An 11572-nucleotide genomic window follows, 5' to 3' on the forward strand; every position below is an offset into this window, starting at 1 on the left:
CTGGCGACACAAGAAACTGTGAACTCCGTTACAGCAGATTCTCCCGGTGTCTCAAGTCCCATTCATACAAGCCGATACCGGACCCATGGATAGACTCAGCCTCATTGGACTTTTCCTCGCCCTGGCCTCGCTGGTCGGTGGCAGCATCCTCAAGGGCGCCGGCCTGGCGTCGTTGTGGTCGCCTGCGGCGTTCGTGATCGTCATCGTCGGCACCATCGCCGCCATCCTGCTGCACACTTCGCCAGCGGTGTTCAAGCACGCCTTCAAGATCGTGCGCTGGGTCGTGCGGCCGCCGCACAGCGACCGTCGTGAACTGATCCAGCAGATCGTGGAGTGGAGCAACATCGCCCGCCGCCAGGGCCTGCTCGGCCTGGAATCGCAGGTGGAAGCACAGCAGGACCCGTTCCTGCGCAAGGGCCTGCAGCTGCTGGTGGACGGCGTTGAACCCGAATCGATCCGGCACATGCTGGAGATCGAACTGGGCAGCCAGGAGCACCAGGACCAGGCCGCCGCCAAGGTGTTTGAAAGCATGGGCATCTATGCGCCCACGCTGGGCATCATCGGCGCCGTGCTCGGCCTGATCGCGGTGATGAAGAACCTCGCCGACCCGAGCAAGCTCGGCCACGGCATCGCCGCCGCGTTCACCGCCACCATCTACGGCATCGCCTCGGCCAACCTGCTGTTCCTGCCCATCGCCGCCAAGCTGAAGGGCGTCATCGCCCATTCCAGCCGCGACCGCGAAATGGTCATCGAAGGCCTGATCTCGATTGCCCAGGGCGAGAACCCGCGCAACATCGAAACCAACCTCTCCGGCTTCCTGCACTGACATGGCCCGCCGCAAGCACCACGAAGAGCACGCCAATCACGAGGCATGGGCCATCCCCTATGCCGACCTGATGACGCTGCTGCTCGCCTTCTTCGTGGTCATGTACGCGATCTCCTCGGTCAACGAGGGCAAGTACCGGATCATGGCCGACGCCCTCACCGATGCCTTCGGTGGTGCGCCGCGCACCATCAATCCGGTGCAGGTGGGCAACAAGCAGGTGCAGGGTGGCGGCTGGGACAGCCCGTCGGTGATCAAGTCCGGCACCAAGATCGGGCCGTCCGCTCCCGCGCCCTCGCACGACCCCACCCTGCTGCCGGCGATGGCCTCGCAGATGCGCATGCCGGTGTCGGTGCACAACCAGGAACAGATCGCGCGTGCCGAGCGCCAGCTCAACAGCATCGCTGACCGCCTGACCGCCGCGCTGGCGCCACTGATCGACCGCGGCATGATCAGCGTGCGCCGTACCGAGCTGTGGATCGAAGTGGAGATCAACAGCGACATCCTGTTCCCGACCGGCTCGGCGGCGCTGGACGTGCATGCGCGCGACACCCTGGCCAGCCTGGCCGGTGTGCTGCGCGACGTGCCCAACAGCGTGCGCGTGGAAGGCCACACCGACAACGTGCCGATTGCCACTGCCACCTTCCCGTCCAACTGGGAACTGTCGGCCGGGCGCGCGGCCAGCGTGGTGCATCTGTTTGCTGACCAGGGGCTGCAGCCATCGCGGCTGGCGATGGTCGGCTACGGCCAGTTCCGCCCCCGCGAAGACAACGACAGCGCACAGGGCCGCAATCGCAACCGGCGGGTGATGGTCATCATCCTGGCCGACACCAGTCATTCGGTGGACCCGCTCGGCGAACGCCTGAATGCCGCCACCGGCGCTGCCCGCGGCGCCAGCGAACAGGCCGCCACCGCACCGGCCACCACCCCCACTTCCCCCATCGCACCGGTGCAGTTGCCACCGGTGCCGGCTGGCAGCCGCGTCGGCGCCGCCGTTCCCCCGGCAATGAAGGAGTAATCCGATGCGCATCTGGGCAGTCGCCAACCAGAAGGGCGGAGTCGGCAAGACCACCACCACCCTCGCCCTCGGTCGCGGCCTGGCCGCGCTCGGCCACCGCGTGCTGCTGATCGATCTCGATCCGCATGCCTCGCTGACCCGCGCCTTCGGCGTGCCGATCGAGCCGGCACCGGCCGGCGTGCTGGAGCTGTTCGGCGCACCGCCGGCCGACCTCTCCACGCTCAGCCATGCCAGCAACATCGGCGGACTCGATTACGTGTGCGCACAGGCCTCGCTGGCCACGCTGGAACGACGCAGCGCCAACCAGCCTGGCCTCGGCCTGGCCCTGCAGAACGCGCTCGCCCGCCACCAGGGCCAGCACGACTACATCCTGCTGGACTGCGCACCGACCCTGGGCCTGCTGATGATCAACGCGCTGGCCGCGGCCGATCGCCTGATCATCCCCACCCAGGCCGAGCCGTTGGCCCTGCACGGCCTGGATGGCATGGTCCGCACCGGTGAAATGGTCGAACGTTCGCGCCGCCGCCCGCTGCCGATCTCGATCCTGCCAACGCTGTTCGACCGCCGCACCCGCACCGGCAATGAATCGCTGCGCGCCATGCAGGACCGCCACGCGAGCCGCGTCTGGGAAGACGCGATTCCGATCGACACCCGCATCAGCAACGCGGCCGGCCTGACCCTGCCGAGCATCGGCGACTACCCGGGACGCGGCCTGGCGGCCTATCGACGCGCGTTGAACTGGATCCTCGGTGAGGACGCACGTGCCCTGGAGCAGGCGGCATGAACACCACCGGCATGCTGGACGACTATCTGGACGAGCTGCTCGGCGACATTGCCGTCGCACCGGTCGCCGCTGACGCCGCGCCACGCCCGACGAGCACAGCAGCCGACGGCGAGCGCGAGCCGACCTGGGACGATCTGCCGGCCGAAGTGGTCTACGAAACCGACGCCGTCGCAGTGGCCCCGGCCAACGACGATGTTTCGCTCGAAGCCGCATTCGACGCGGCTGCCACGCCTGCGGCCGACACCGGGCGCGAGCCGACCTGGGACGATCTGCCGGCCGAAGTGATCTACGAAACCGACACCGTCGCAACCGCTCCGGCCAATGATGATGCGGCGCTGGAAGCCGCCTTCGACGCCGCTGCCGCACCTGCCGCCGACGCTGACCGCGAGCCCACCTGGGACGACCTGCCGGCCGAGGTCGTCCACGAAACCGCGCCCGTGGCCGTTGCCCCTGTCGCACCGCCCGCGCCGGAACCCACCTGGGATGACCTGCCGGACGAAGTGATCTACGAAACCGACGCCGCCGACAGCCTGGCGCACACCGACAGCCCTGGATTGCAGGCCGCCTTCGAAGCCGCCGCCGACGGCGATGTGGTTGCTGCCCTCGCTGCGCCGGCCGTTGCAAAGGCCGCAGCGCGTCCCGCGCCGGCACCGATGCCGTCGATGACCCGCGCCGCCGTCGCGCCGCCGCCACGGCTCGCGGTGGACACCCCCTCCGGCAACCGCCCCGGCTCTTGGCAGGAGCTGCAGGCCCAGGCGCATCAGCCCGCCAGCAGCCCGCATCCACAGAACCGCCGCGCCGGCGAACGCACATCACGTTGGCTGCGGCTGCGCTGTGGCGCCCAGGCCTACGCGCTGGAACTGCTGAAGGTGCAGGAAGTGGTGCTGCCGGTGCCGTTGCTGCCATTGCGCGGCACTGCCCCGGAAATGCTCGGCATCATGAACCTGCGTGGCCAGGTGGTGCCGGTGATGGATCTCGGCCTGCACCTTGGTGCGGCCTCCGCCGAGGATGACGCGCAGACCCGCATTGTCGTGCTTGAAGAGAACGGCGAGACCCTGGGCCTGCGTGTGTCGGCCGTGGAGGACGTCGCCAACCTGACCGACTCGCAGATCGAACCGCCCGATACCGCCCGCATCTGCCAGATCTCCAATGAACTGTTCCGTGGCGTGGCCCGCATCAGCCAGCGGCCGATGATCCTGCTCGACGCCACGCAGCTGTTGGGATGAATCGGCGTTCCGCGCCGATACCCCTAAAGAACCGCCCCACGGTGCCGTTATGAATGCTGGAACCGTTTGTCCGGAGCAACGATGAGCACTGTCGAACTGGGTGAGGATCTCGGCATCGAGAGCAGCACCGAGCTCAAGAACCGCCTTTCGCCCTTGGTGGCGGAAGCAGGCGAGCTGACCCTGGATGCAAGCCAGGTCGGCCGCATCCACACCGCCAGCATGCAGGTGCTGTGCGCCTTCGTGCAGGCCCGCCGCGAGGCAGGCCTGGGCACCGGCTTCCACGGTTGCACTGCAACCTTCCGTGACGCTGCACGCCTGTTGGGCGTCACCCAGGCCCTGGGCCTGGACGTACCCCATGACAACCTGAAATCTGTGGAGAACGCTGCATGAGCGCACGTATCTTGGTGGTGGACGATTCGGCGTCGATGCGCCAGATGGTTTCCTTCGCCCTCACCTCGGCCGGTTTTGCCGTCGAAGAAGCTGAAGACGGCGCGGTCGCGCTCGGACGTGCCAAGGGCCAGCGCTTCAATGCGGTGGTCACCGACGTCAACATGCCGAACATGGACGGCATCGCGCTGATCCGCGAACTGCGCCAGCTGCCGGACTACAAGTTCACGCCGATGCTGATGCTGACCACCGAGTCGGCAGCGGACAAGAAGTCCGAAGGCAAGGCCGCCGGTGCCACCGGCTGGCTGGTCAAGCCGTTCAATCCCGAACAGCTGGTCGCCACCGTGCAGAAAGTGCTGGGCTGATCGCCCCGCACTGCTCCCCCTCTTCGCTTCCGGATCGCCACTGCCATGAGCATGGACCTGCAACGCTTCCACGCCACCTTCTTCGAGGAGAGCCGCGAAGGCCTCGACGCCATGGAGGCTGGCCTGCTGGCCCTGGAATCGGGACAACAGGACCCGGAGATCATCAACTCGGTGTTCCGTGCCGCCCACTCCATCAAGGGTGGCGCAGGCACGTTCGGCTTCGATGCCATCGCCGGGCTGACCCATGTGCTGGAAACGCTGCTCGATGAGCTGCGGGCCGGCAAGCGCGCACTGGAAGGCAACGCCGTCGATGCGATGCTGTCGTCGGTGGACGTACTGCGCGCCCTGTTGCGCGAGGCCGAGCACGGCCAGCCCGCCGATCCTGCAGCGGTTGCTGCGGTGAAGGCGCGCCTGGAAGCGGTGCTGTCCGGCCAGGCACCCGCCGCCGCTGCACCCGCTGCCGCCAGCAAGGTGGACGACACGCCGGAAGCCTGGCAGATCGGCTTCACCCCGGCGCCGTCACTGTTCATGAGTGGCAACGACCCGTTGCGCATCATCCGCGAACTGGAACACCTGGGTTCGCTGCAGGTGGCCGCGCGCATGGATCGCCTGCCCGGCTTCGCCCAGCTCGACCCGCTCGAAGCCCACCTTGCGTGGGACCTGGGCCTGGTCGGCAAGGTGCCGCGCAGCAAGATCGAAGATACCTTCGCCTGGGTGCTGGACGACTGCGAACTGGACATCCGTCCGGCCGCACCGCCAAGCCTGGCCACCCAAGCACCGGCCACCGCGCCGGTCGCTGCTCCTGCGCCCGCCGCTGCCGCACCGGCTGCAAATGCCGGCGGCAACCAGGAAGCGGAAACCTCCATCCGTGTCAGCGTCGACAAGGTCGATGCACTGATCAACCTGGTCGGCGAACTGGTCATCACCCAGGCCATGCTCAAGCAGGTCTCGCACGCGCTGGACCCGGTCCATGCCGAGAGCCTGTTCGCCGGCCTGGACCTGCTTGAACGCAATACCCGTGACCTGCAGGAGGCTGTGATCGGCGTGCGCATGCTGCCGGTCGACGCAGTGTTCCGCCGTTTCCCGCGCCTGGTCCGCGACCTGTCCGGCCGCCTGGGCAAGCACGTGCGCCTGCGCACCATCGGCGAAGGCACCGAGCTGGACAAGGGCCTGATCGAGAAGATCGCCGATCCGCTGGTGCATCTGGTCCGCAATTCCATCGACCACGGCCTGGAAATGCCGGACGTGCGTCGCGATGCCGGCAAGGACGAGACCGGCACGATCACCCTGGCGGCATCGCACCAGGGCGGTCACATCGTCATCGAAGTCAGCGACGACGGCCGCGGCCTGAACCGCGAGAAGATCCTGGCCAAGGCGCAGGAACGCGGCCTGGCCGTACCGGACAACCCCACCGACTCGCAGGTCTGGGACCTGATCTTCCAGCCCGGCTTCTCCACCGCCGATGCGGTCACCGATCTGTCCGGCCGCGGCGTGGGCATGGACGTGGTCCGCCGCAACATACAGGCGCTGGGTGGCGAGGTGCAGATTGAAAGCGGCCTCGGCACCGGCACCCGTACGCTGATCCGGTTGCCGTTGACCCTGGCCATCCTCGACGGCATGACCGTGGCGGTGGCCGGCGAAACTCTGATCCTGCCGCTGGCCTACGTGCTTGAAGCACTGCAACCGCAGCCGGACGACATCCGCAGCATGGCCGGCGAAGGCCGTGTGCTGCGCGTGCGTGGTGAATACCTGCCGATCCTGTCGCTGAGCGAGTACTACGGCTATGGCCAGCGTGCACCCGGCAGTGAATCGCTGGTGGTGGTGGTTGAAGGCGATGGCCAGAAGATCGCGCTGGAAGTGGACGAACTGGTCGGCCAGCAGCAGGTCGTGGTGAAGAACATCGAGAACAACTACCGCCGCATCGGCGGGGTCTCCGGTGCCACCATCCTCGGCGATGGCCGCGTCGCCCTGATCGTCGACATCGGCGGCCTGGTGCGTTCGCTGCGGGTGCCGCAGGCCGCCTGAACTGCTCTACACGTTGTACCTGACCGCCGCCCTCCGGGGCGGCGGTTTTCGTTTGCGCGCGGGCGCAGGCAGCAATCGTACCCACGCGCAACGCAGCGGCGTCCACAACTGTGAACTCCGTCGTCCTGCGTCGCGAACCCGATCGGGCGCATGGTTTCGCCTGAAACTACGCCGTCACTGCGAAAGCCCCGCCACTGCTTGCTTTCCGTTGGTTTCCCCTACGCCAGCGAATGTGACATCGGTCCATAAAGTACGGCGCAGCTGCGCCGCTATCTCGGGTTGACGGCAGTCACCGATCCTTCACCCGGCACCACCGTTCCCTCCTGCAACGACCTTTTGCCCGCGGCGCCGCCGCCGGTATTCTGCCCACCTTGGAGCACCCTGCATGAAGTGGTTCCACGATCTGCCCATCGCCCGCAAGCTGGCTGTGGGATTCACCCTGACCACCCTGATGACCGTCGTGCTGGGTGCGTTCGCCCTGGTCCGCCTGTCCGAAGCCAACGCCAAGCTGACCTCGATGGCGACCAACGACATTCCATCGGTGCAGTACCTCGGTGAAGTGCGCTCGCAGCTGGGTGAGTTCCGCACCTATGAACTGGCCCAGATCAGCATGCTGGACCAGCCGGAGAAGGTCGCCGACTACAACAAGCGCATGAACGACACCGCTGCGGTGGTGCGCGAGCAGCTGGCGGCCTATGCCAAGCTGCCGTCCGGCGACAAGGAGCGCACGCTGTACCAGGCCGTGCAGGCCGACGTCGATGGCTACTTCGCCGCCAATACCAAGCTGCGCGAAGCGGCCACCGCCGGTGATGGCGAAGCGGCCCGGCAGATTTCCGATGAGCAGTCGCGCCCCCTGCGCCGCAAAGCCTTCGAAGACCTGAAGGCGCTGGGTGCGCTGCTGGGAACACAGATGCAGGGCAAGATCGACGACGCCAACGCGACCCACCGCAACAGCATGCTGGCCATCATCGCCGCCATCGTGCTGCTGGTCGTGGTCGCCGCCACCCTGGCCGTGATCATCTCGCGCGCCGTGGTCGGCCCGCTGGGCAAGGCAGTGCATGCCATCCAGGCCGTCGCCCGCGGCGATCTCAGCGTCACTACCCAGGCCACCGGCAAGGATGAGGCGGGTCGCATGTTGGCGGCCACCGCGGAGATGACCGCGATGCTGCGTCGCTTCTCCGAGCAGACCCAACTGATGGCACAGATGCATGCCGGCCCCGATATCAGCCACCGCATTCCGGAAGACTTCCCGGGCGTCTATGGCCAGCTCGCCGGCGGCATCAACACGGTGATCTTCGAACACCTCGATGCGATCCGTGATGCCATCGATGTACTCAACCAGTACGCCACCGGCAACCTCGCCCCCGATGCGCGCCGGTTGCCGGGCAGCCGCGCGATCCTGCACGAATCGATGGATGCGGCCAAGGCCAGCCTGCTGGCCATCAACACGCAGATCCAGCAGTTGGCATCGTCCGCTGCCGCCGGCGACTTCAGCCAGCGCGGCGATGCGCAGCGCTTCGATCACGATTTCCGCGTGATGATCGAGCAGCTCAACAGCATGATGGAGGTTGCCGACGGCAATCTTGGCCAGCTGTCGCAGCTGCTGCAGTCCATCGCCGCGGGCGACCTGACCGCACGCATGGACGGCCAGTTCCACGGCGTGTTCGCCCGCATGCGTGACGATGCCAACACCACCGTCGCCCAGTTGACCCAGATCGTCAGCCAGATCCAGGCCAGCACCTCGAGCATCACCCTGGCCTCGGGCGAAATCGCCTCGGGCAACAGCGACCTGTCGCGCCGTACCGAACAGCAGGCCGCCAATCTGGAAGAAACCGCCGCCTCGATGGAGGAACTGACCTCCACCGTGCGCCAGAACGCCGAACATGCGCGCCAGGCCAACCAGCTCGCCATCGGTGCGCACGGCGTGGCCTCGCAGGGCGGTGAAGTGGTCGGCCAGGTGGTCACCACCATGTCGGCCATCGAAGCCTCCTCGAAGAAGATCGCCGAGATCATCTCGGTCATCGATGGCATCGCCTTCCAGACCAACATCCTGGCGCTGAATGCCGCAGTGGAAGCGGCCCGTGCCGGCGAACAGGGCCGTGGCTTTGCCGTGGTCGCCAGCGAAGTGCGTACCCTCGCCCAGCGCTCGGCCGCCGCCGCCAAGGAGATCAAGGGGCTGATCGACGAATCGGTCGGCAAGGTCGCCGAGGGTTCCAGCCTGGTCCACCAGGCCGGCAGCACCATGGGCGAGATCGTCGCGTCGGTGCAGCGCGTGACCGACATCATGGCCGAGATCTCCGCCGCCTCGCAGGAACAGTCGGCCGGCATCGAGCAGGTCAACCAGACCGTGGTGCAGATGGACGAAACCACCCAGCAGAACGCCGCGCTGGTGGAAGAAGCCACCGCCGCAGCGCGAGCGATGGAAGACCAGGCCGCACAGCTGGGCGAGGCCGTCGCACGCTTCCGCCTGGCCGCACCGAGCGCGGGCAATGCGATACCGCGCGCAGCCATGGCCGTGGCCAGCAGTGCTCCGCGCAAGGCGGCGCCCGCATCCATCGCCGCACCTGCGCGCGTGCGCAAGCCCGTTGCGCAGCCGGCCCTGGCCGGCGACGGCGACTGGCAGGAGTTCTGATCGCAGCATCGGGGTGGCCGCGCGCCACCCCGTCAGCGGAAAGGCAGCGCCGGGCCGTGCCCGGCCCGGGCGTTACGCTTGCCCGACCGCCGCGGGCATGGCACAACGGAGCAACCGAGTGCGTTCGGTGCTACATAAATCCGCAACGCAGCCGATACCTCTTTCGAGCCACGCGCCCACACGCGTCGGCGCCCGCCCCTGACCACAGATTCCATGTCCGACGGCCACGACACTGCACTGCCCGAAGTCCATGCGGCCGATGCCGCGGACGATCGCTTTCTGGTCCGCAACCCCCGCCAGGTGCGGCAGCTGCTGCGCTCACTGATCGAGCAGCGATCACTGATCAACGCCCATATCGACGGCCGCGATCGCTCCTTCCCCACCGCCCTGTTGGACCTGGACGAGGACGATGACGTGCTGCTGCTCGATGGCAGCCCGCAGGAAGCCTCCAACCGCGCCGCAGAACAGGCCGACCACCTGCTCTGCTTCGCCCAGCTGGAACGAGTGATGGTGCGTTTCCGCCTGCACGAACTGCAACGCGTGGACAACGAAGGCCACGTCGCCTTCCGGGCACCGTTCCCCGAGGAGCTGGTGCATCTGCAGCGACGCGAACTGTACCGGCTGGAGACCCCCATCACCGATTCACCGCACCTGCTGCTGCCGCCGGGCGAGGCCCAGGCCGAAGCGCTGTCGATGCGGGTGGTGGACATCAGTGGCGGCGGCCTGGCGGTGACCGTGCCCGTAGATTGCGCGATCTTCGGCCTGCAACAGCGCTACCGCGCGCAGCTGTCGATGCCCGATGGCCCAGACCTGCAGATCGAACTGGTGGTCTGCAACCTGCTGCCGCAACGCCTGCCCAACGGCACCGAGGTCAAGCGCGTCGGCATGCGCTTTGACGACCTGCCGCGCGGCGGCGACAGCGCCATCCAGCGCTACATCTTCCGCATCGACCGCCAGCGCAAGGCACGCCGCAACGGCGAGCTCTGACATCCCCACGGCGGGTAGTGCCGGCCGCTGGCCGGCAACCTCGAAACCGCGTGGATACCGGTGCCAGTAGATCCACGCCATGCGTGGATGCATGCCTCCCCGGTAGATCCACGCCATGCGTGGATGCAGGAGCTGCCGGCCAGCGGCCGGCACTACCAGATGCCTAAAGTCCCCCACCCAGGGGCCGATATCGAGCCTGACACCGGCACTTCCGGCAGAACCAGGACCCCTCGATGAACGACAAGAACAGCTCCGCCGCCGGCGCCGATGGCGAATTCCTCAGCTTCACCCTCGGCGCCGAGCACTACGGCGTGGACATCCTCAAGGTGCAGGAAATCCGCGGCTACGACGCCGTCACCCGCGTCCCCGACGCGCCGGATTACATCAAGGGTGTCATCAACCTGCGCGGCACCATCGTGCCAGTGATCGACCTGCGCCTGAAGCTGCGCCTGGAAGACGCCCGCTACGACGCCTTCACCGTGATGATCGTGCTCAACGTGGAAGACCGCGTGGTCGGCATCGTGGTCGACAGCGTCTCCGACGTGATCCCGCTGTCGGCCGAGCAGATCCGCCCGACCCCGGAATTCGGCGCCGCCGTCGACACCCGCTTCATCTCCGGCATCGGCACCCACGACGATCGCATGCTGATCCTGCTGGACATCGAAACCCTGCTGGACAGCGCCGACATGGGCCAGACCAACGTCGTCGAAGACGCTGCCGCCTGAGCAAACGGACCTTTTTCACGTTTCTGTTACGCAGCCCTTCAGTTCCCCTCATCCACGCCGATAGGGGGACAGAAGCCGGTCGCGCAGGAGCGCGCCAAGGCCGGATCCACCATCACCATCCCCGGAGAATCACCCCGATGAAGTCCCTGCTTGCGTTCGTTTCGGCTGCCGTCCTGGCCACCACCGCTTCCTCCGCCTTCGCGCAGTCGGCCGAGATGATTCCGCCGGAGATGGCACCGCGCGCCGTCGGCAAGGACGGCATGGTCTGCGGCAAGGTCGAAAAGGCCCGCTTCGCAGAAGGTTCCGAAGGCCAGCCGACCTTCCTGTACATGGGCGGCGCCTTCCCGCGCCACACCTTCTCGGCACGCATCGCCGGCGAGAACCGCGGCAAGTTCTCCTTCCCGCTGGAAACCCTGGAAGGCAAGACCGTGTGCGTGATCGGCAAGATCCAGCGCGACGCCTCGCGCGCGGAAATCGAAGTCAGCTCGCCGTCCAGCCTGAAGCTGGCCAACATCAAGTAATCCGCTGTCCGTCAGACCGCGCCGGCCAGCGTGCCGGCGTGGCTGTTGCAACCGGGCCCCGCGCCCGGCCGCGTCTGCC

The 11572-nt window shown here is 67.2% G+C and carries 11 protein-coding genes; all 11 read left to right on the forward strand.

The window, feature by feature from the left end; translation table 11 throughout:
* Positions 1-85 precede the first annotated feature (85 nt).
* Positions 86-826 (forward strand): flagellar motor protein, encoded by a 741-nt coding sequence (locus tag AC1DKR_RS09985; RefSeq protein ID WP_025878976.1) that lies wholly within the window; start codon positions 86-88, stop codon positions 824-826.
* 1 nt (position 827) lies between these two features.
* The gene (gene motD / locus AC1DKR_RS09990) at positions 828-1841 is read left to right on the forward strand and encodes a flagellar motor protein MotD (protein ID WP_394197718.1); all 1014 of its coding nucleotides are present in this window, start codon (positions 828-830) and stop codon (positions 1839-1841) included.
* 4 nt (positions 1842-1845) lie between these two features.
* On the forward strand, positions 1846-2625 hold the full coding sequence (locus AC1DKR_RS09995) for a ParA family protein (protein ID WP_363733162.1): 780 nt from the start codon (positions 1846-1848) through the stop codon (positions 2623-2625).
* Positions 2622-3851, forward strand: coding sequence for a chemotaxis protein CheW (locus AC1DKR_RS10000; protein WP_478032612.1), 1230 nt, complete (start codon positions 2622-2624; stop codon positions 3849-3851). Before AC1DKR_RS09995 ends, AC1DKR_RS10000 begins: the two co-directional genes overlap by 4 nt.
* Before the next feature lie 81 nt (positions 3852-3932).
* Positions 3933-4241: an STAS domain-containing protein gene (locus tag AC1DKR_RS10005; protein WP_032975458.1), complete on the forward strand. Its 309-nt coding sequence runs from the start codon at positions 3933-3935 to the stop codon at positions 4239-4241.
* On the forward strand, positions 4238-4603 hold the full coding sequence (locus AC1DKR_RS10010; RefSeq protein ID WP_025878971.1) for a response regulator: 366 nt from the start codon (positions 4238-4240) through the stop codon (positions 4601-4603). Before AC1DKR_RS10005 ends, AC1DKR_RS10010 begins: the two co-directional genes overlap by 4 nt.
* A gap of 45 nt (positions 4604-4648) precedes the next feature.
* Positions 4649-6628 (forward strand): chemotaxis protein CheA, encoded by a 1980-nt coding sequence (locus AC1DKR_RS10015; RefSeq protein ID WP_442243497.1) that lies wholly within the window; start codon positions 4649-4651, stop codon positions 6626-6628.
* Between the two features lie 385 nt (positions 6629-7013).
* On the forward strand, positions 7014-9260 hold the full coding sequence (locus tag AC1DKR_RS10020; protein WP_442243496.1) for a methyl-accepting chemotaxis protein: 2247 nt from the start codon (positions 7014-7016) through the stop codon (positions 9258-9260).
* Positions 9261-9473: 213 nt separating this feature from the next.
* Entirely contained in the window at positions 9474-10247 is a 774-nt protein-coding gene (locus tag AC1DKR_RS10025; protein WP_312112602.1) for a flagellar brake protein, read from the forward strand.
* 233 nt (positions 10248-10480) lie between these two features.
* On the forward strand, positions 10481-10972 hold the full coding sequence (locus AC1DKR_RS10030) for a chemotaxis protein CheW (RefSeq protein WP_025878967.1): 492 nt from the start codon (positions 10481-10483) through the stop codon (positions 10970-10972).
* A 137-nt stretch (positions 10973-11109) separates the two neighbouring features.
* The gene (locus tag AC1DKR_RS10035) at positions 11110-11493 is read left to right on the forward strand and encodes a hypothetical protein (RefSeq protein WP_025878966.1); all 384 of its coding nucleotides are present in this window, start codon (positions 11110-11112) and stop codon (positions 11491-11493) included.
* Positions 11494-11572: the final 79 nt, after the last annotated feature.

It is taken from the genome of Stenotrophomonas sp. 01N47, assembly GCF_056399165.1.

Bases quoted from the DNA above. Each gene is read 5' to 3' on its own strand.
- AC1DKR_RS09985 (WP_025878976.1), top strand. From the start codon at position 86: ATGGATAGACTCAGCCTCATTGGACTTTTCCTCGCCCTGGCCTCGCTG.
- AC1DKR_RS10010 (WP_025878971.1), top strand. From the start codon at position 4,238: ATGAGCGCACGTATCTTGGTGGTGGACGATTCGGCGTCGATGCGCCAG.
- AC1DKR_RS10000 (WP_478032612.1), top strand. From the start codon at position 2,622: ATGAACACCACCGGCATGCTGGACGACTATCTGGACGAGCTGCTCGGC.
- AC1DKR_RS10030 (WP_025878967.1), top strand. From the start codon at position 10,481: ATGAACGACAAGAACAGCTCCGCCGCCGGCGCCGATGGCGAATTCCTC.
- AC1DKR_RS10005 (WP_032975458.1), top strand. From the start codon at position 3,933: ATGAGCACTGTCGAACTGGGTGAGGATCTCGGCATCGAGAGCAGCACC.
- motD (WP_394197718.1), top strand. From the start codon at position 828: ATGGCCCGCCGCAAGCACCACGAAGAGCACGCCAATCACGAGGCATGG.
- AC1DKR_RS10035 (WP_025878966.1), top strand. From the start codon at position 11,110: ATGAAGTCCCTGCTTGCGTTCGTTTCGGCTGCCGTCCTGGCCACCACC.
- AC1DKR_RS10020 (WP_442243496.1), top strand. From the start codon at position 7,014: ATGAAGTGGTTCCACGATCTGCCCATCGCCCGCAAGCTGGCTGTGGGA.
- AC1DKR_RS10015 (WP_442243497.1), top strand. From the start codon at position 4,649: ATGAGCATGGACCTGCAACGCTTCCACGCCACCTTCTTCGAGGAGAGC.
- AC1DKR_RS09995 (WP_363733162.1), top strand. From the start codon at position 1,846: ATGCGCATCTGGGCAGTCGCCAACCAGAAGGGCGGAGTCGGCAAGACC.
- AC1DKR_RS10025 (WP_312112602.1), top strand. From the start codon at position 9,474: ATGTCCGACGGCCACGACACTGCACTGCCCGAAGTCCATGCGGCCGAT.